Origin of the sequence: Mariprofundus sp. NF (genome assembly GCF_013387455.1) — a bacterium.
Lineage (GTDB): Bacteria > Pseudomonadota > Zetaproteobacteria > Mariprofundales > Mariprofundaceae > Mariprofundus.
The window spans coordinates 362346-381978 of the sequence record NZ_VWNC01000002.1; the positions used below are offsets into that span (position 1 = coordinate 362346).

At 49.1% G+C, this 19633-nt stretch carries 15 protein-coding genes; 11 read left to right on the top strand and 4 right to left on the bottom strand.

Translation table 11 applies throughout. From position 1 onward, the window contains the following. Nucleotides 1–20: 20 nt before the first annotated feature. The 5 genes from F3F96_RS04715 to F3F96_RS04735 all read left to right on the top strand — a co-directional run bounded on the left by F3F96_RS04715 (nt 21) and on the right by F3F96_RS04735 (nt 5279). Nucleotides 21–1958, top strand: coding sequence for a hypothetical protein (locus F3F96_RS04715; RefSeq protein WP_176962081.1), 1938 nt, complete (start codon nt 21–23; stop codon nt 1956–1958). Nucleotides 1959–2004: 46 nt separating this feature from the next. Beyond that, a complete protein-coding gene (locus F3F96_RS04720; protein WP_176962082.1) occupies nt 2005–2529 on the top strand; it encodes a DUF1566 domain-containing protein in 525 nt (174 codons plus the stop codon). Further along, nucleotides 2513–3652, top strand: a complete 1140-nt coding sequence (locus tag F3F96_RS04725) for a hypothetical protein (RefSeq protein ID WP_176962083.1) — start codon at nt 2513–2515, stop codon at nt 3650–3652. Before F3F96_RS04720 ends, F3F96_RS04725 begins: the two co-directional genes overlap by 17 nt. 27 nt (nt 3653–3679) lie before the next feature. Further along, on the top strand, nt 3680–4093 hold the full coding sequence (locus tag F3F96_RS04730) for a hypothetical protein (RefSeq protein WP_176962084.1): 414 nt from the start codon (nt 3680–3682) through the stop codon (nt 4091–4093). Between the two features lie 94 nt (nt 4094–4187). After that, nucleotides 4188–5279, top strand: a complete 1092-nt coding sequence (locus F3F96_RS04735; RefSeq protein WP_176962085.1) for a DUF3524 domain-containing protein — start codon at nt 4188–4190, stop codon at nt 5277–5279. Here F3F96_RS04735 and F3F96_RS04740 read toward each other — a convergent pair. Next, entirely contained in the window at nt 5276–5833 is a 558-nt protein-coding gene (locus F3F96_RS04740; protein ID WP_176962086.1) for an NnrU family protein, read from the bottom strand. The two genes, F3F96_RS04735 and F3F96_RS04740, sit on opposite strands and share 4 nt — an antisense overlap. A 96-nt stretch (nt 5834–5929) precedes the next feature. Between F3F96_RS04740 and F3F96_RS04745 the strand changes: the two genes are divergently transcribed. The 6 genes from F3F96_RS04745 to F3F96_RS04770 all read left to right on the top strand — a co-directional run bounded on the left by F3F96_RS04745 (nt 5930) and on the right by F3F96_RS04770 (nt 14577). After that, nucleotides 5930–6343 (top strand): rhodanese-like domain-containing protein, encoded by a 414-nt coding sequence (locus tag F3F96_RS04745; protein ID WP_176962087.1) that lies wholly within the window; start codon nt 5930–5932, stop codon nt 6341–6343. 79 nt (nt 6344–6422) lie between these two features. Then, nucleotides 6423–8072 carry an NAD(P)-binding protein gene (locus tag F3F96_RS04750; protein ID WP_176962088.1) on the top strand — a complete coding sequence of 550 codons (1650 nt, stop codon included), beginning with the start codon at nt 6423–6425 and terminating at the stop codon, nt 8070–8072. Nucleotides 8073–8089: 17 nt separating this feature from the next. Continuing rightward, entirely contained in the window at nt 8090–11674 is a 3585-nt protein-coding gene (nifJ, locus tag F3F96_RS04755) for a pyruvate:ferredoxin (flavodoxin) oxidoreductase (protein ID WP_176962089.1), read from the top strand. A gap of 58 nt (nt 11675–11732) precedes the next feature. Beyond that, nucleotides 11733–13109, top strand: a complete 1377-nt coding sequence (sthA, locus tag F3F96_RS04760) for a Si-specific NAD(P)(+) transhydrogenase (protein ID WP_176962090.1) — start codon at nt 11733–11735, stop codon at nt 13107–13109. 59 nt (nt 13110–13168) lie between these two features. Further along, a complete protein-coding gene (locus F3F96_RS04765) occupies nt 13169–13855 on the top strand; it encodes a rubrerythrin family protein (RefSeq protein ID WP_176962091.1) in 687 nt (228 codons plus the stop codon). A 56-nt stretch (nt 13856–13911) separates the two neighbouring features. After that, on the top strand, nt 13912–14577 hold the full coding sequence (locus tag F3F96_RS04770) for a DUF1614 domain-containing protein (RefSeq protein ID WP_176962092.1): 666 nt from the start codon (nt 13912–13914) through the stop codon (nt 14575–14577). Between the two features lie 141 nt (nt 14578–14718). Here the strand turns inward: F3F96_RS04770 and gmtX are convergent, their stop codons facing one another. Genes gmtX through gmtY form a run of 3 tightly spaced genes read right to left on the bottom strand, consistent with a single transcriptional unit; the run spans nt 14719 to nt 19329 of the window. Next, nucleotides 14719–15354, bottom strand: a complete 636-nt coding sequence (gmtX, locus tag F3F96_RS04775) for a gamma-mobile-trio protein GmtX (RefSeq protein ID WP_176962093.1) — start codon at nt 15352–15354, stop codon at nt 14719–14721. Beyond that, the gene (locus F3F96_RS04780) at nt 15351–17861 is read right to left on the bottom strand and encodes an integrase family protein (protein ID WP_176962094.1); all 2511 of its coding nucleotides are present in this window, start codon (nt 17859–17861) and stop codon (nt 15351–15353) included. The genes gmtX and F3F96_RS04780 overlap by 4 nt, the downstream gene beginning before the upstream one ends. After that, a complete protein-coding gene (gene gmtY, locus F3F96_RS04785; RefSeq protein WP_176962095.1) occupies nt 17854–19329 on the bottom strand; it encodes a gamma-mobile-trio recombinase GmtY in 1476 nt (491 codons plus the stop codon). The genes F3F96_RS04780 and gmtY overlap by 8 nt, the downstream gene beginning before the upstream one ends. Nucleotides 19330–19633 lie beyond the last annotated feature (304 nt).

Genomic DNA, 19633 nt, shown 5'->3' on the forward strand with positions numbered 1-19633 from the left:
CAAACGTGGAGGTGTTCAAAATGACAAAAAGGTTTTTCATGCATCTCTTTGGGATATTGCTTCTTGTTTCTTTATACCCTTTTCATCTTATGGCCGCACAAGAAAAATGTGTCTCGGTACTTGATGTTAACGAAGAGATAAAAAAACATTTCCTGGAGGGAAATCCAGAGCACAAAGTCCTTCTGGATGAACAGTTTGAAAACAATCGCAATAACTGGCCAGAGCAGGCGACAAAAACAAATATTGGAAAAAAATTCAAAGGTGCCTTCAAAATACGAAGAGGAAAGCTATTTATCACAACCAAGAAGGGAAAAAGACAGCATGCAATTCCCATTAAAATTAAGCCTGGTAGTGACTATCTCATTGAGACCTGCTTCAAAAGCAAGGACTATCTGGGCCTTGTCTGGGGAGGTAAAGCAAAAGGAAACTCCAATATGTCTCTTGAAAATTATGTGCGGTTTGCGACAAATATTGAGCTTGGTAAATTCATATACCAAACAGACGCAAAAAAGGGCTGGGGGTATATCGACCCCTGGAAAAAAAACAAAGCTATAAATCAGAAGGGCTACAATACCCTCTCAATTGTGAAGAAAAACTCTACTGTGGCTCTATTCATAAATGGCAACAAGGTGGGTGTGCAGGCCGCGCCTTACCTGTATGGTAATCAGATCGGCTTTGATACACCCTCCAGCGGCAAAGTGGAGGTTGAGAGTCTGACTGTGCGGGAGGTTCCCCTAAAAACAAAGAGTACTAGCGATATATATCGAACACTGAAACTTGGAAGCAGGGATACGTTTTTCATAAACGCAGGGAAGATGGCGTATGATCTGCGCACCAATATTATATGGGCAAAATCTTACAGATCAGGCGAAATCAAGAAACGTAAACATTTCATCAGTTTAGACCAATTCATTACCACGCTTAACCAGACCACAGCAATCAAAGGGTGGCGGTTACCATCAATACAGGAATATAGCACGATTTTCAAACGCGGAGATGGGCGCGATGTTTATACATCGTATATTGGGAAACCTAATGTTTTTCTTTACAAGTTAGGCTACATGCACCAGCTACAGGCTGAGAAGCGGTATGCATGGGCTCGCGATACCGACAATAGTGGCAAACACTTCTGCTTTGATTTTGTCTACGGTGGAAAAACGCTTTGTAATAGTCAACCAAACTTCGCGCAGGAAGTCTTGGCAAACCGCCAAGGCCTCCCTGAACTCTGGGGGCTCTTGAACGAAGATAGAAAAGCCTTACCCCTTGGAGAAAACCAGAATCAGCTTTTTGAACGGGTTACTGCAGCGTTCCATGCTAATCTTGCGGGGCCCGGAGAGATGCTTTTTGACAACCTGCTAGAGACAGGAGCCAAGAGTCTTTATCTGAACAGCCTTACCCGAAAAATTATTGAGAATAAGCTACCCCTTAGACTTGCCGGAAAAGTACTGTTGGCCGTCAAAGAGGCCGAGAAAAACTCCCCTGCCTTCTGGATTGAATACGCCCATCTTGCTGGGCTTGCCAACCAACCGGCCCTTTTGCTGAAGGGGGCGGAGAAGCTCCGCAGCGTACCGTATCACGGTGAGTTCAAGGAAGATATTCTGGATATGGCTGCAGTTTTTGAGGCACTGGGGTATCACCTTCTCGGTAAAGAAAACGACGCTCTCACCCCCATGCTTATGCGACCCAGCCTCAAGAATTCGCTGCTTATTTTCAGTTATCTGAATGCCTCTGCCACGCCTCTACTCAAAGACAAAGAGCGATTGGCAACCCTGATTGGGGTTGATAAAAGCTTTCTAATTGGTCAATACGCAGTCCCCAAACCACAGGCCTTTTACAATATCGAAACCGGTCAACTCATCGAGCCAGTAGCGGCAGCGCCAGCTCTGGAGGCACCGACAGAGAAAAAGAAACCTGCCAAGAAAAAGGGGGCAACACCAAAGGCAACCGTCCTTGATTAGATTGATTTCTTCACTAGGTGCGCAGGCATGGCTCACTGTATCACTTATGTTATTAGCATCGGTCTACTGCTGTCAGAACATTCCTTCAGTTCAAGCTTCTGATGATGTGGCCTGGATTGATCTTACAACCGGTCTGGTGTGGCATAAACAGAGTTGCCGATCTTTTCGCGAGCGCTTTGGTGGCCCTGACGCCCTCACCCTGTTCTTTGCCAAAAGCTGGATTTCGCATCTCAATAACAAGAAGACCGGTGGTTACTCCGACTGGCGATTGCCGTCTGTTGATGAGTATAAGCGCATCTTTCGGGAAGGGGCAGGGCAGGTCGTCTATGAATACCGGAGTGCAAAACCAATGCCGCTCTATACCTTGGGCTACCTTCCACCCGTTGAAGGAAAGAGGCGCTATGCCTGGTCGCGTGATGGAAATGAAGAGCAGGCTGCCAGTTTTGATTTCGTCTCCGGTAAGATGAAAATGTATCCAAGAGAGCTTGATGTGACCTATGAGTTTGATGCCCTTGCGGTGCGAGGTTCCATTACTCAAGAGAAAGGAGAAAAGTATGAACCTTCACAATAATAAGTTATTTTCCACCCTCCTTTATCTCGCATGCATTGCGATACTTCAATGCGCTGTAGTTACGCCCTCCCATGCGGTTATGCCTGCGAAGCATTATGACGAGGCGGCCCGTGCTTCCAAGATTAAGGCCATTGCCGTTGTTGAAAAAATCGAGATTGTGGAGGAGAGCAAACGCGCCACCCGGAAACGCGTAACATTCAGGTTGGAACGAGCCCTGAGTATGGATACTCCCGAAACCTTTACCGGCACCTGTTATTCCGTTGATCACGCCTGGCAGGATACCGGAGTGGGAGGCACCATCTATTACTATCCGCAGGAGGGGACAAAGGTGCTGGTGACTGTAAGCAGTAACGGCAGCTTGATCACCAGCCACACAACGTTGATACCAGAGCTGGAACAGGAGGTTGCGCTCAATGGACTGCGAAATATCTCCTTTGGCATGGGAAAAGCCAGTGTGAAACCGGCAGTCAGGCAAGGCGAAGAAGAGCAGTGGTTCTCCTTTCATGTTGCGGGGGTGACCAAAGGGTTCTTTCATGCCAAACAAAAACGCAACCGAGAACAACCCATGCTCATAGAATTCACCCAAGAACTACTGGTGGGCGAGATAGACGGTGATCGACAACTCTATACGGTGACTACTCAATCCCGCGAAGATGATACCTTAACCCCTGAGTGGCTTGACATTGAGGTTACTGAATTTGGCATGAAGAAAACTACAAAGCTCATGAAAAGGAAAGTCGGTTTCCGGGTGACTGGAGAATCAAACACCCAAGAAGGCATTCTGGTGAAAGGGCAGGAAGATGCCGTAGATGTCGCAATTCCCTCCACAACCACCACCGATTTTCTGCTCTTTTCGCTGGTTGAAAAGATGCCTTTTGAGACAGGGTTCAGCAGGTCTTTGAATCTCATCGAAACACTGGAGCTACATCTAAAGAAGAATATCATCATCCGTTATACGGGAAGAGATACAACCAATCAGAATCTACATAAATTCATTGAAACCGGTTCGACTCAGGCAACCTATTGGCTCAATGATCAGCACCGACTCATGGAAGTTCATTGGGATAACGACAAGGTATTCAAACGAACAACTGAGGGCGATGCCATGACTATTCTTCAATAAATGGAAGGTGTGATGTGAGGATTAAACATGGATAACTTCTGGCCCTGGCTTGTTGTAGCACTGATTGTCGGATTGATGCTATGGCGACAATCCAAAAAACAGGAGGTCGCATTGACTCCCGATGAGATCGTTCCTCTGCTCGTCGAAAAGATCTCTATTCCAAAGAATCACAACAGCTTTGAGGAAGAGATGCCAAAGCGTTTAGATGAGGCTGGCATAAAATTGATGGCCGTCTCCGATGAATCAACGCGTTTCATCTTTGATCAGCCCCGAGCCAGCTGGTTTCACTGGGGCTTTTTTTATACGATTGAAATTACCAAAATCAACGAACAGGAGCTTAGTCTGACTGCCGGGATTTATCCCAAAGGGCCAAATCCACCGCGTGGATTACGCTTAAAAAAACATCTGGATCGATTTGTCGCATTGATTGCTGCTGAGTAACTAATATGGAGGCGACCTTCACTAGCCCAACCCTTCCGAGCCAGCTCGCTTATTATAACTTTGAAGGCAGCTCTTCATCATTCAGGATGGCTGCATGCGTATCCTGCTGCTCTCCGCTTATGATGCCGCCAGCCACCGGCAGTGGCGGTTAGGCCTTGTTGCCAACCTGTGGCAACACCAGTGGACAGTGTTAACACTGCCGGACAGGTTTTTTTCATGGCGTATCCGTGGTAATGCCCTCTCCTGGGTTGCCGAACAGCAGGATGTTTTGCAGCAAACATTCGACCTGATCATCGCCACCTCCATGGTTGATCTGGCCACCTTGAAGGGACTGCAGCCGAATCTGGCAGCCATCCCCACCCTGCTCTATTTTCACGAAAACCAGTTTTCTTACCCCGAATCGGGCCATGCCCATAGCAGTGTCGAAGCGCAGATCACCTCGATCTATAGTGCCATGGCGGCAGATCGCCTGCTCTTCAACTCAGCCTATAATCGCGAGACATTTTTGCAGGGTGCAAAAGCACTGCTGAAAAAGATGCCCGATCACGCACCACTCTCTGTGATCACAGCGCTGGAGGTTAAAAGCAGTGAACTCCCTGTCCCTGTTGATGATATCTGTTTCAGGCAGAAGGCAGGCAGGCCTGATGAGTCAGTGACGCTGGTCTGGAATCACCGCTGGGAGTACGACAAAGGGCCGGATCGACTCTATCTGGTGTTAAAAGAGCTCGTGCGCAGAGGGTTGGATTTCAGGATTCATCTGCTCGGCCAGCGTTTCCGCAGATGGCCGGAAGCCTTCGATAATATGCATAAGGAGTTCAAGGCGCAGATTCTCAGTTGGGGTTATATCGAGAATCGGCATGACTACCTGCAAACATTGCAGCAATCAGAGATCGTCTTCTCCACCGCTCTGCACGACTTTCAGGGGTTAGCTATGCAGGAGGCAATCGCCTGCGGCTGCACTCCGGTTGCCCCCAACAGGCTTGCCTATCCGGAATATATTCCAACCAGCTGCCTGAGCGATTCATATCCGGAAGAGCCTGAGCGGGAGGCAGCTGCGATGGCCGAGAAAATTATTGAACTGCAGGCCAAGCCGCAACTGCTCGATCTCACACAACGCTCATGGAAAAACATGGCTGACCAGTATGAACAACAGCTACAAGCAACATCTAACCCTGAAACGGTTTAAGCCATCAAAGAGATGCCGGTAAAGCTGGCATGGAACATCATCAGACCGAAATAGGCCAGTGCTGCTACTACCAGAGCAATACCATCCTGCATCAGTGTGATCTTCTCATCACTCACCCGGGCACCGCGTCGATTGGCAGTAACGATGGTTAACTGAGAGTAGAGTAGAAAGCTGCCGAACAGCAGCAGTGATGCCAGATCGCCATTGGCAAACAGGTGACCCGTCGCCCAGAAGGATACACCCCAGAGCATTGGGTGTGGCGTGAATTTCCTGAGTCTCGATTTAATGATAAATGAGACCATCGCCACCAGAGCAAACAGCATCAACAGACCTGTCACATGCATAGCCCAAGCTGGTGGCTCATAGATCTCGACAAAATCAGCATCGCCCTTACCCATCACAATCAGCGCCATGCCGGCCAGCGAAATCAGTGCAAAAACAGCCTTATAACCCTTCTCACCCAGCTTGTTGAGAAGTGAATTTCTCAGTGAAGGGCTGGTGGGTATCAGGTGCATGCCAATGAAGATGATCAATCCGGCAATCAGAAGTTCCATATCTATCCCCCAAATCTGTATTCCATAGTGGGGAAAAGTTATGGTTGCCATGTTAAGGTTGAATGAAAGTTATATTTAGGATCAAGGATGACCACGATGAAACCGCGCCTGTTTGTTCTACTAACAATTATCCTCAGCCTGCTCGCAGCATGCTCCTTTGATAGCGGGGCTGGCAGCATCACCCAGCAGCAGCTGCTAAAGAAGATCTCTGCGGGTGAGAAAATTCTGATTCTGGATGTGCGTACCCCTGGCGAATATGCGCATGGTTATATCGCTGATGCGATGAATATCGACCACCGTGACATTGACTCTCGCATGCATGAAATCACTGCTTTTAAGGGAAAAACTGTCGTGGTCTACTGCCTTACCGGTATGCGCGCCTCCATGGTTGAGGCCAATCTGATTGAGGCGGGATTCAGCAATGTTTTTCATCTGCAGGGCGACTGGTCGGATTGGCAGGAGGCCGGACTCCCGTTCACCCAAGCGGAAGAGAAAAACGAGCAACTGTGAGTACTCAACTGCAACATTTTAGATTATAGTTTCCCGCTTTATAGCTGGACGAATATTTCTGACTGAGAGAAGTAGCCCTATGAGTTCTAATAAATACATGACAGGCAGTCTTGACCTGACCAAACATGATACCGGCACCGGTGCTCACCGCTCACGCATACCGGTATATATGGATTTTCTGCCCCCATGTAATCACGCCTGCCCGGCAGGCGAAGATATTCAGGCCTGGCTGGCACTGGCACAGGCGGGTGAGTATGAGGCCGCCTGGCAGAAACTGCTGGAAAACAACCCCTTCCCGGCCATTCACGGACGTGTCTGTTACCACCCGTGTGAAACCGCATGTAATCGCAACTACACAGATGACACGGTAAGCATTCATGCCGTTGAGCGCTTTCTTGGCGATCTGGCGATGGAGAAGGGGTGGAAACCTGAATTTACCGCACCTGCAGGTGGTAAACGTGTACTGATTATCGGTGCGGGCCCATCCGGCCTCTCCGCTGCCTACCATCTGATTCGTCTCGGCCATGCAGTGGAGATCCGTGAAGCGGGTCCATTTGCCGGCGGCATGATCCATTTCGGTATTCCGGCCTACCGCATGCCACGCAAGGAGCTCAATCAGGAGATCCAACGTGTCGTGGATATGGGCGCGAAGATCGTTCTCGATTGCCGTGTTGATGATATTGAAGCAGCCAAGGCTGAGGGCGATTTTGATGCTGTATTCGTTGCTGTTGGTGCCCACCTGAGCAAAAACATTGAAATCCCAAGCAGAGATGCCCGCAAGATGATGGATGCGGTCAGCTTCCTGAAAAGCGTGGAGCATGGCGAAGATCTGCAGCTGGGTCGCAGGGTCGCGGTTTATGGCGGTGGTAACACAGCCATGGATGCGGCACGTACCGCCAAACGCCTCGGTGCTGAAGAGGCGGTAATCATCTATCGTCGTGACCGTGCCAGCATGCCTGCGCACGATTTCGAGGCCGATGAAGCGATTGAAGAGGGTGTGAAAATCAACTGGCTGCGCACCATCAAAGAGATCGACTGCACCACGATGACCGTTGAGGTGATGGAGCTGGATGAGAATGGTCGCCCGCAACCAACCGGTAAAACAGAAACACTGGAGACCGATGCCCTGATTATGGCTGTAGGTCAGGACACCGATACCGGTTTCCTGAAAAAGGTTGAAGGTATTGAGTTCAACTGGGACGGCACGGTAGTTGTTGGCCCGAACATGATGACCGGTGCCGAAGGTGTGTTCGCCGGTGGTGACATGGTACCAAGTGAGCGGTCTGTCACCATTGCTACAGGGCATGGTAAAAAAGCGGCCCGTTATATCGATGCATGGCTGCGTGGCGACGTGTATGAACCAGCTGCCAAACACCCGATTGTCGAACATGACAAACTTCAGCTCTGGTACAGCACTGAAGCATCCAAACGTTCACAGGGTGAGCTTTCACCTGAACAGCGTCTTGGTGGTTTCCAGGAAATTCTGCAGGGATATAGTGAAAAAGAGGCGCTGTTTGAAGCCAAGCGCTGCCTCTCTTGCGGCAACTGCTTTGAATGTGATGGCTGTTACGGCTCCTGCCCGGAAGATGCGATCATCAAGCTGGGCAAAGGCAAACGCTACATGTATGACTACGACAAATGCACCGGCTGCGCCTCCTGTTTTGAGCAGTGCCCATGCCACGCCATTGAGATGGTCAAGGAAGAGACTACAAGCACAGGTCAGGAATAAGGGTGGGTAACGACACGATGACTGAGAAGAATAAAGCCAAACAGATCACTTGCGATGGCGGCACTGCTGTTGCTCATATCGCCTACCGGGTCAATGAAGTCTGCTCGATCTATCCGATCACCCCCTCTTCCGACATGTCCGAATTGTGCGACGAGTGGGCTGCCAAGGGTCAGGAAAACATCTGGGGCCAGGTTCCGGAAGTTATTGAGCTGCAGTCTGAGGGTGGCGCTGCCGGTACCGCACATGGCGCACTGCAGACAGGTGCCCTGACCACCACCTTTACCGCATCCCAGGGTCTGCTGCTGATGATCCCCAACATGTACAAGATTGCCGGTGAGTTGACCTCAACCGTATTCCATATCGCAGCCCGCTCACTGGCTACGCAGGCACTCTCGATCTTCGGCGACCATCAGGATGTGATGGCAGCCCGCTCCACCGGTTTCGCCGCACTCTCATCTGCCTCCGTGCAGGAAGCACACGATGCCGCCCTGATCGCACATGCCGCCACACTCAAAGCACGCGTGCCGTTCATGAACTTCTTCGACGGCTTCCGCACCTCGCACGAGATCAATAAAATCAGTCTGATCTCTGATGATCAGATCAGAGCGATGATTGATGATGAGCTGGTTTTCGCCCATCGCCGCCGTGCTCTGAATCCGGACAATCCATTTATTCGCGGTACAGCACAGAACCCGGATGTCTATTTCCAGGGCCGTGAAAGCTCCAACTCGTTTTATAATGCAGTGCCGGGCATCGTGCAGGATACAATGGATCAGCTGGCCGGACTAACCGGTCGCCAGTATCACCTGTTTGACTACTTCGGTGCAGATGATGCAGAGCATGTGATTATTATCATGGGCTCAGGTACTGAAACGGTTGAAGAGACTGTTAAAGTTCTCAACGGCCAGGGTGCCAAACTTGGCGTGATTAATGTGCGCCTGTTCCGTCCATTCTCCCGCCAGCACCTGATTGCGGCGCTGCCTGCAACAGTCAAAAAGATCGCCGTGCTTGATCGCACCAAAGAGCCGGGCGCCTATGGTGAACCGCTCTATCAGGATGTGATGGCATCACTTTCCGAGTCGGTGATGATCGGTGAATTGGCTGCACTGCCACGGGTGGTTGGTGGCCGTTACGGCCTCTCCTCTAAAGAGTTCACACCTGCCATGGTCAAAGCTGTGTTTGAGGAGCTGACTAAAGAGACACCGAAAAATGGCTTCACTATCGGTATCAACGATGATGTGACCCACACCAGTCTCACCTATGACAAGAGCTACAATATCGAACCTGCCAATGTGACCCGTGCCCTCTTCTTCGGACTGGGCTCTGACGGTACCGTCTCTGCGAACAAGAACAGCATAAAAATTATCGGTGAGAACACCCCGCTGAACTGTCAGGGTTATTTCGTTTACGACTCCAAGAAGGCTGGCTCACAGACCGTTTCACATCTGCGCTTTGGTGCCGATCTGATTCGCGCGCCCTATCTTGTTGATTCGGCTAACTTTATCGCCTGCCATAAGGCCACCTTCATCACGCAGGTGGATATGCTCGATAAAGCGGCACAGAACGCAGTCTTCCTGCTCAACAGCCCGACACCTGCAGAGAAGATCTGGGATGAGCTGCCGGAACCAGTGCAGCAGGCCATCATCGACAAGAGTATCGATTTCTATGTCATCGATGCCTCTACTGTAGCCCGCAATGCAGGCATGGGTCGCCGCATCAACACCATCATGCAGACCTGTTTCTTCGCCCTCTCCGGTGTATTGCCGCGTGATGAAGCGATTGCCCAGATTAAGGTTGCCATTGAGAAGACCTATGCCCGTAAAGGCATGAATGTGGTTGAACAGAACTTTAAAGCGGTGGATGCAGCTCTTGATCACCTGCACAAGGTGGAGACGCCAGCCACAGCCTCCAGCCAGCGAGCTATGGATCTGATGGTTCCTGCACAGGCACCTGAGTTTATCCAGAATGTGATTGCGCCGATGCTGGCGGGCAAAGGTGATGATCTTCCGGTATCCATGATTCCGGTGGATGGCACCTACCCTTCAGGCTCCGCCCAGTGGGAGAAGCGCAACATCTCCGACTTCGTGCCCAAGTGGGAGCCTGATGTCTGCATCCAGTGCGGTAACTGCTCGTTTGTATGTCCGCACAGTGTGATCCGTGCCAAGTTCTATCACGAGGATCATCTGGACAATGCCCATGAGGGTTTCCCCTCCGCGCCGGTATCGGCACGCGGTTTCCCGGAAACCCGCTATACGCTTGAGATTTATCAGGAGGATTGTACCGGCTGTGAAATGTGCGTGCATGCATGCCCTGCCTTTGATCTGACCGATGAAACGAAAACACGCAAAGCGATCAACATGACCGCCAAAGCACCAATGCTGGAGCAGGGCATCAAGGATGTGGAATTCTTTGAAACCATTCCTTACAACGATCGCGGCACCATCGACTACTCATCGGTGCGCGGCGCCCAGTTCCTCGAGCCCCTGTTTGAGTTCTCCGGCGCATGTTCCGGCTGTGGTGAAACACCATATGTACGACTGCTGACCCAGCTCTTCGGGCCTCGTCTTCTGGTCGCCAATGCCACCGGCTGCTCGTCAATCTATGGCGGCAATCTGCCCGCCACACCGTGGACAAAGAACAAGGATGGTCGCGGCCCTGCATGGTCTAACTCGCTGTTCGAAGATAATGCCGAGTTCGGTCTGGGCATGCGTATTGCTGCCGATCAGCACACCCACATGGCCAAACAGCAGCTTCAGGGGTTGAGTCAGTATTTCGATGCTTCGTTCATTGATGAGATCATCAATGCCGATCAGGGCATCGGCTCCGGCATCACCCAGCAGCGCGAACGCGTTGAGAAGCTGAAACTGGTACTTGAAGGTATTGATGATCCTCGCGCCAAGAATCTGCTGACCGTGGTCAACCATCTGGTTCGCCGCAGTGTCTGGCTGGTTGGTGGTGATGGCTGGGCTTACGATATCGGCTCTGCCGGACTGGATCATGCGCTGGCTTCGGGTCGCAATATCAATGTATTGGTGCTCGATACCGAGGTCTACTCCAATACCGGTGGTCAGGCTTCCAAGTCGACACCTATCGGTGCCACTGCGAAGTTTGCATCTGCAGGCAAACCGGTCGGCAAGAAGGATCTGGCACTGCAGGCGATCTCCTACGGCAATGTCTATGTTGCTCGTGTTGCTATGGGTGCAAACCCGCAGCAGACACTGCTGGCGATGCGTGAGGCGGAAGATTATCCCGGCCCATCCATCATCCTGGCCTACAGCCACTGTATTGCGCACGGCATCGACATGACGCAGGGGCTGAATCAGCAGGATATGGCAGTTGCCTCAGGTTACTGGCCGCTGATTCGTTACAATCCCATGCTGCGTCAGGCTGGCAAGCGCCCATTCGTTCTGGATTCACCAACACCAACCATGAAGGTGCGCGATTACGCCTACACCGAGATGCGCTACAAACTGCTTCAGCGCAGTCATCCGGAAGAGGCTGAGCGTCTGATGGGGCTGGCTCAGGAGTCGGCCGATCTGCGCTGGGCTACCTACGAGCATATGGCCCAGCAGCACCCTTCGGAGTTCCAACCTATGGAATAAACACCGGGGGTGTTTCCACATTTAATAGCGCTGAACCACTGCCAGACAGGAGAGCACCATGGACTATGACATCCTGATCGTTGGATCCGGCCCTGCCGGGCAGCATGCCGCATGGCAGGCTGCCCGCATGGGCAAGAAAGCAGCGATTATCGAGCGCAAACCGAGTATCGGCGGCGCAGGCGTCCAGACCGGCACAATTCCCAGTAAAGCGTTGCGAGAGGCAGCCTATCTCGCCTCCAGAACAGGTGCGCAGGGCATGCGTGAAGCATCCCGTACAGCCCGTTACGGCGTTATGGCTGAGGCGGTGCGGCGCAAGAATATGGTCATCACCCAGCAGGAGTCGGTGATTGTAAAACGGCTGCTTAAATCAGGCGTTGCTCTGATTCCGGGTGAGGCCTCGCTTGTGGATGCACACACCCTGGAAATTATCGACAGCAACGGGGGCTCAAAAAGGCTCTCCGCCGAAATCATTCTGCTGGCCACAGGCTCAAGGCCACGTCGCCCCTCACACATCCCGTTCGATAAAAAAACCGTGCTTGATTCCACCTCGATTCTCAACCTGAAAAAACTTCCAAAAAGTCTGCTGGTAGTCGGTGGCGGTGTCATCGCCTGTGAATTCGTATCGATCTTCGCAGCCCTCGGTGTCGAGGTCACCGTCGTAGATTCACACGAACAGCTGCTGGCTTATCTGAGTGAAGATGTGGTTGGCGTGCTGGCCGAATCCTTTGAAAACATGGGCGTGGAATTTCATATGCAGGAGCGCGTTGCCGCAGTCAGCATTGAGGAGGGGCGCACCCTCACATTGCTGGAGTCGGGAAAAAGACTCTATTCCGAAGCCGTTTTATATGCTCTTGGCCGTGAACCGAACTCGCAGAGCCTGAATACCCCGAAGGTTGGCATTGAACTCGATCAGGGCTGGATTACCGTCAATGAGGATTTCCAAACCAGTCTTCCAAGCATCTATGCCGTCGGTGATCTTATCGGCTGGCCGTCACTGGCATCGACCGGCATGGAACAGGGGCGCGCTGCCGTACTGCACGCCTTCGCTGGAAAAACCCACGCCATGCCTGAGCATCTTCCGATGGCAATTTATGCCATCCCCGAGATCTCCTGGGTCGGCAAGACCGAGAAAGAGGCCAACAAAGAGAGCATCGATTACGTGGTTGGACGCGGCCATTTCAAAGAGAGCGCCCGCGGCCAAATTATCGGCGATAGCAACGGACTGGTGAAACTGATCGTTGATGAAAAATCACACAAGCTGATCGGTGTACATATTGTCGGCGAGCATGCCAGTGAACTCATCCATACCGGTCAGATGCTCATGCATTTTAACGGTACGGTGCATGATCTGGTCAGCAACGTATTCAACTATCCGACACTGGCCGAATGTTACAAACTGGCAGCCCTTGATTGTCTGGAGAATCTGAAAGCGTAAACATCGGCACGCTGTAGGCTGCTATCCTTGGCCACTCTATACTGTATAATAGCCTGTCTATGGAAGAGATCATGCACCGCACCGCTGCATGCAGGATGTTCATCGCAGCGCTACTACTTGCCCTGACCGGCAACACGCTCCTTGTTCAGGCCGCAGAAAACCCAGGCAAACAGTACCGTGAAACCCTCGCTGTCATGCAGATGCTCTACGGCATTGAAGTCCGGGCCGCCCACCGTTTTCAGCTCTTTGCGGATAGGGCCAGTGCAGAGGGTTATGCCAATATTGCCCATCTGTTCAAAGCCATCGCGATCTCTGAAGCTATTCATGCCGACCATTTTAAAGAGCTGATTGAAACGCTGGGTGCCAAAACTGCCACCATTGACCTCTCATCCATCAAAGCGGCTTCAACCGATGAGAATCTGAATTATGCCTCAACCACAGAACTTGCAGAGATCAGCAATCAATACCCCAGATATATATCTCGCATCACCCCTGAGAGACATACGCAGGCGATTGAATATGTTCAATTTGCCTGGCACGCAGAGAAACATCACCGCAAGTTGATCGAGAAGGTGAAGAGTCGAACCTCCCGCCTGTTCAACAAACTTCTGGCCAGCTTCGGCGCAAACCAGAGTCGCTATTATGTGAACAGAAATTGCGGCACTACTGTCGCTGAATTACCTGAAAGTGATTGCCCGGTCTGCCATTTTCCGCTTGATAGCTACATGGAAATAACCCGACCCTGATCCTCATCTGACAGGAGCGCGACTGCACAGGTAATCATTTATGTTACAATAGCAGTATGCGCAGCTCATTCTCCCCCTCTCGCCTGCTGGTGCTCATCCTGCTTATCTCACTGCTGCTGGTCGTGGTACAGATGGAACTGGTATCACTGGTCTTTGCAAAACTCGGCCTCTCAGCCGATCAGGGCATGCTGCTTCTGCTCTTCTCACTGATGGGAAGCCTGCTGAATCTGCCGCTGCTCTCCATCAAGGCAGAGATGCCAAAGGTCGAGGTTAAAATAAATACACCGCAAGGGCTTCTGCATATTCCGATACCGTTTGAAGGAAAAACGCTGATTGCCGTGAATGTTGGCGGCTGTCTGATTCCTCTGGTCTTCTCTGCCAGCCTGATTCATCGATTCCCGATTCCGACCTCTGCACTTCTACTGGCAACTGGCCTCTGCTCGATCATCTGCTATCTGGCCAGCCGTCCTGTCCCCGGTATCGGTATCGGGATGATGCCGCTCGTCGCCCCGGTCACCGCCGCTATCATCGCCATCACATTCGGCGGTGAATATGCCGCACCACTGGCCTACATCACCGGCACACTGGGTGTGATCATCGGAGCCGATCTGATGCACATGAAAGATATCTCCAGACTCGGAACCCCGGTTGCCTCCATCGGCGGCGCAGGCACCTTCGACGGCATCTTCCTCACCGGCATCGTGGCAGTGCTGCTCACCTGAAGGCAATCGTTTTAAAAACAAAAGAGGCTCTCATAAGACTATGTGGCATAAAGTATAATAAAAGTAATTATGCTATATTTAACATATATTTATGAATGAATAAGGATTATTATATATAATAAAAAAGTCCGGCTTATTTACCTATTTTGATTCATTCTCAAGCAGTTTTCTAATCCCCGTCGCATACCCTGGCTTATAAAGCGGTCGTCCGTGGTGATTATTCACCCTTCCTGATTGGATCATGGTCCATCCTTGAGCTTCCAAGAAATCATCTGAGATCGCATGTCGCAAAGCATCCACCTCGTAATCGGTAAGGCCAATTGTCGGATTAAATACCTCAACAGTCGGCCGTGGCTCCTGAGGTCTTTGATTGATAATTACTTCTGCATTTTGCTTCAGGGTATTTACTTCGCCGCGTAGCTTAGTGTTTTCAGCTAAAATATTGCCTATAACGGCCCGAACATCTGGAGCAGGTATCTTACGAAGGATATCGGAGAATGGGTTTTCTTTTCTCTTGATGGGCCTTCTCGAAGACCCACCTGTATATGTGGTCCATGCCGAAATTAAAGCTCGGTAGTCTTCACCACCTTTGTTCCGGATCGATTGAGTTTTTAGGCCTCCAGCCTTTTCACACAAGCGCCCAACTGTTGCCAGAGAAAAATCTTCACTACCGCGCTCATGCTGTTCTCGGCACACCTCATGAATAATTTGAAGGTTCTTGATTTTACGCAAGTTCGCATTGGACTTTAGCTGGTCAAATAATTCATTCGGGTTCATTCATTTACCTCCTCAGGGATATGTACTTGTTCATTACTTCTCAAATTAGACATTTGTTGTTTCACAAGAGCCTGTCCTGTGTACTCAATTAGAATGTTTTCGGTATCATCTAGTAAACCAAGTTGGTTCAGTTTCACCTTTCCTTCTGCCACACTGACAGCACCCTTCAATGAACCAACACGACTTTTAATAAGGTGCATCAAGTGATTCCCTACGGCTAATTGCTGATTGGGTGATAGCTTGAAAAAAACTGGTTGGTAGCCATTTCGCTCAAACATACTATCAAGGATCTGAGCTCGTCGCAGAGAGGGCTTGCTGGAATCAGTCTCAGGAAAAAGCACTGCATTCTCGCAAAGAATCTCAAGCTGATACATTTCTGACTCGACTTCCTCTAGGGCATATTGTAAATCTGAAATCTGCCCTGAAGGAACCAGCTTTACTTCATCATCATCCCCATTGGTTTCAAGTAATTGCTTGCAACGATCAATAAGGCGTAATGTTGCATGCAAATCATTGGCTAGCTTATCAACCTTCTGAGCTTCCTGTTCATGATGGCGGCTTATGCGTTGTAAGTCTGTTGCCTTACTAAAAACAGCGTCACTTTCCGCGCACTCTGCACGCAAATCTTCAAGCTCAGCGACCTGCATCTCAAACTGAACGTAACGCTCTGAGGCCTCAGTTAATTTATAACTCACATGGTTAAAGTGAGCTATCATTCCGGGCAAAAAGGCTGGGCCAGTTATAAAAAAACGACATCTAACGCAGTTCTTTTCTTCAGGATAACCTGGGGTTGGGGCATAAATATTTTGAACTGGCGCAGATGCAACACTCCTCAGTTGCATTCCACCAATATCACAGCCGGAACATCCCATAGGGCAAATTCCTTTATCTTCAAACACGAAACCTGCTGGCGATGATTTCTGACACCCCAATAAGGCCGCTGGATCATTGAACGCAAAATTTTCTTCAATCTGCTTGTACGTCGCCTCTTTAAGAAATCGTCGATAGCTAGATTGATCAGTCTCAAGCATACGTTTCTCTGCTTCTTGCATGACTTCTGTTACATGCGCCTTTCCAGCTTTTGTATAATATAAGGTCATAATTAATCGAGAGTGCCCAACAATCATCTTTGATAGAATTGGAAAAGGAACACCCCCATCTAAGGCATAAGCTGTAATAAGACTAACGCGCAAGCTGTGAAGACTAAAACAAGTAGTGGTATTCGAATTTGGATCTACAAATAATATTGGAGAGCCATCATCCAATGTTTCTCCCCGGTTAGTACAACGCTCCTCCAACTCGGACAGCAGCTGATACCATAATCGGTTAGCTGCAACGGCGGGAACAGGGAGCGAGCGATCATCGTGTTGAATTGCCGATGCATGTCGAAAAAGAAAACACGCACTCCCTCTCTCCTCTAGAACAGAGTCATGTGGTTTTGCATAACCAAAATGTTTCGCTTCCAATTTAGTCCATGAAATGGGCTCAATGATGGGATTATACTTTTCCTGCCAATTCCGAAGTTTCTCCAACCAATAAAGCACTTTTTCATTTTGCCATGGAATCACATACCCCTTATTCGCCTCACTTTCATTGATATCAGCGGTTTTGTTGGTATTTATATAGAATCCTGTTCGGATTTCCCGACTTTTAAGGTCAATATCGCGATGGAAAACGCCCTTAAGATAAGGCCTTTTTTCTGTGCCAGTTGCTAGCGTAGAGTTATTTGTATCCCATTTTCCATTTTCATAACGAAATGTGTCTGCTTCTCCTGAATCCAGCATTCGAACTTGGTGTTCTCGCAAAGGAAGTTCTAGCTTAATGTATATGAGCATAGCCCTTACAGGACTCCAGAGCTCAGTAATCTCGTTATTGTTTACTGTTCTTTTTCGCCATACGCAATCAGGATCAGATATATCAATCGAGCATGGGCTGGCTTCAAACCAATCCCCTCCAGCACTTCCTTTTTGAGCTGCCCCGAAGTTTTGTGCCCACTTCCAGTCACTAAAGTTTTCCCCTTCATTTAGAATACCACGAAGCTCCCGAATATATCGAAACGGCAGCGGGTTTTTATAAGTTTCAGATTGTCTGATGCCTCGCTGTGACCTTTTTGGTATGGGATTGTGGTATTCAGCTGGAATGTACCGCGCACCTCCATCTTCTATCGACAGCTTTTCTTCGATTACCCACTTAAGAAAATCATGCACGTAATTATTATATTTAATACCTGTTACGGTATTCATCTCTAATTGATTCCAGAATGATGTTGGATTGTTCGCTCTTAACAAAAAATTGTAGGGGTTCATTTCCAGATCGCATTGATACAGGTAATGAACCAGGAATTTATCCAATGCTTTATGCTTAAAGTCCCTTCCAGAGTGCTGATTCTGAAACCATTCACATGCTAACAGCCTCCATTCTTCAAATGCCGGATTTATTTTAAGCACATAATTGAATTCATGGTCACTTACTTTTCTAGATCTGTTAATGCTTTCTCTTCTAACCATAATGACGCCTCCTCAAACGTGGTTTGTCCTCTAAAAGTAGGTCTCTTGGATCCACTTCTTCGAACCCATATTGAACAAGGTTGGGAGGCTGTATTGACACATCTGATTCAAGCGAATCAGATGCTTCAGATAATGCCTTAGTGACACTTCGAATATTTGGTTCTGTATACGTACTTTGAGATTCAATTGAAGCATGATGCATTGCTTTTTTGATGAGCTTTGGATCAATGCCAGCGTCAGTTAATCGCTGCCCGTAGGCATGTCGATGGCCATGAGGAGTTGTTCCATTCATTTTGGCCGGCACTAAACCTATACGACTTACTGCTATTGCATGAGCTTCACTATAGTCACGAATCGCATAAGGCCTTCCGCTCTTTGAAATAAACGCAAAGGGATGATCACAGTCTAGTTTCGCTCTTTGTATCAGGTAAATGTCCCAGAGTTTTTTAAAAAGCTTTCCTGCCCATGTTGGAAACCAGTGCACATGAAAAAAATTAGCTTCACTATCAAGCATTGGGTCTTTCCATCCGACCTTCATATTTCCTTTTGGATAACTAGTCCGTGGTCGAAGCTGGTAATGACCCCGCAAGTAGGCTTCGCGGTTACATCTAATAGGTTTGCCATCTCTACCTATCCAGTCATCTGGGGCTAGCCCTTCACTGGGGTGAAAGACTCTGACCAAGGCTGTATTGCTGTCATTGGGATCTGGAATTATATCATGCACATAAAGCTGAAAGGCTTCTGATACTCGAAGTCCTCCGCAATTCTCGAGCAGGGTGATAAGTATGTTACGTAAGTTCAACCGTTCTTCTATTCGAGGACTGTTTTGTTTCCCTGAAACAATGAACCCCTTGAATAGCAAGTCGATGAAGTAGTCTTCCGGAAAGAACTTCACTCCATTGCGTTCAACCTTTGGGGCGCGTTTAAGCAAAGTGTTGCGTGCTTTTTTTGCAGTTTCAGATGCCTTCTCTTGATTCCATGTATGTCCTAGAAAAGCTCTGTCGTGACGTTGGTGATAGGCCGCCCAATTAAGCATCTCATCGTAACTGTTTGCTTTTCTCCATGGATTCATTGGCTCTAGACCAAGTCGTTCTGCCAACCAGTCGGAAAATGTTGAAAGCAGTCCAGATATTTTTCGAGATTTATCTCTACCTTGCGGCAACCAATATAGGCCACTGGGATCCAACCCATCTTCTCCTATTGTACCCGTTCTAAGGCGGTGAACGAAGCTATTAAAAAGGTCTTTAGAGTTATCAAAGCAGTGTTGGTTTGCCTCCATGTAGTCCAACAATAAGCCTGTGGCTTCTACTACCTTTGTCTTCCATGCAAAACTTCGGGAATCATCTATCTCTAAAAAATATTTAAGAAGGGGTTCTAACGGACCATGGTCTGTTAGAATAATTGGAACCTCAGATTGAACACCGGTATTATCAGTAATCACTTTAGCAATAACAGTTGTGTGATTCATGAAAAGCCTTGTTATTAGAGTTCTTTGACACAGTGCTATCTCCTGAGCATATACGCCCGAAATTTCATTATAACACCAGCTTTAAAGCCTTTTCAATCATTATCGGATTCCGATTTTCGGAATTAAATTAGCATGTTACGTTGTTTACCCTAAGGATGAGTCCATAGGTTTATATCTCGACAAATATTACCAGTAATTTATAGGCCTTCTCTTTTAAATGCCTGGCAAGTGTCGTCTTTGGTCGAACCTCATCGATTGCATAACGGCGAGTTGAACTAATTTGACAATTATTCATCTAAACAAA

Coding starts and splice junctions, on each gene's coding strand:
- F3F96_RS04715 (WP_176962081.1), top strand. CDS start 21: ATGACAAAAAGGTTTTTCATGCATCTCTTTGGGATATTGCTTCTTGTT.
- F3F96_RS04720 (WP_176962082.1), top strand. CDS start 2,005: ATGTTATTAGCATCGGTCTACTGCTGTCAGAACATTCCTTCAGTTCAA.
- F3F96_RS04725 (WP_176962083.1), top strand. CDS start 2,513: ATGAACCTTCACAATAATAAGTTATTTTCCACCCTCCTTTATCTCGCA.
- F3F96_RS04730 (WP_176962084.1), top strand. CDS start 3,680: ATGGATAACTTCTGGCCCTGGCTTGTTGTAGCACTGATTGTCGGATTG.
- F3F96_RS04735 (WP_176962085.1), top strand. CDS start 4,188: ATGCGTATCCTGCTGCTCTCCGCTTATGATGCCGCCAGCCACCGGCAG.
- F3F96_RS04740 (WP_176962086.1), bottom strand. CDS start 5,833: ATGGAACTTCTGATTGCCGGATTGATCATCTTCATTGGCATGCACCTG.
- F3F96_RS04745 (WP_176962087.1), top strand. CDS start 5,930: ATGAAACCGCGCCTGTTTGTTCTACTAACAATTATCCTCAGCCTGCTC.
- F3F96_RS04750 (WP_176962088.1), top strand. CDS start 6,423: ATGAGTTCTAATAAATACATGACAGGCAGTCTTGACCTGACCAAACAT.
- nifJ (WP_176962089.1), top strand. CDS start 8,090: ATGACTGAGAAGAATAAAGCCAAACAGATCACTTGCGATGGCGGCACT.
- sthA (WP_176962090.1), top strand. CDS start 11,733: ATGGACTATGACATCCTGATCGTTGGATCCGGCCCTGCCGGGCAGCAT.
- F3F96_RS04765 (WP_176962091.1), top strand. CDS start 13,169: ATGGAAGAGATCATGCACCGCACCGCTGCATGCAGGATGTTCATCGCA.
- F3F96_RS04770 (WP_176962092.1), top strand. CDS start 13,912: ATGCGCAGCTCATTCTCCCCCTCTCGCCTGCTGGTGCTCATCCTGCTT.
- gmtX (WP_176962093.1), bottom strand. CDS start 15,354: ATGAACCCGAATGAATTATTTGACCAGCTAAAGTCCAATGCGAACTTG.
- F3F96_RS04780 (WP_176962094.1), bottom strand. CDS start 17,861: ATGGTTAGAAGAGAAAGCATTAACAGATCTAGAAAAGTAAGTGACCAT.
- gmtY (WP_176962095.1), bottom strand. CDS start 19,329: ATGAATCACACAACTGTTATTGCTAAAGTGATTACTGATAATACCGGT.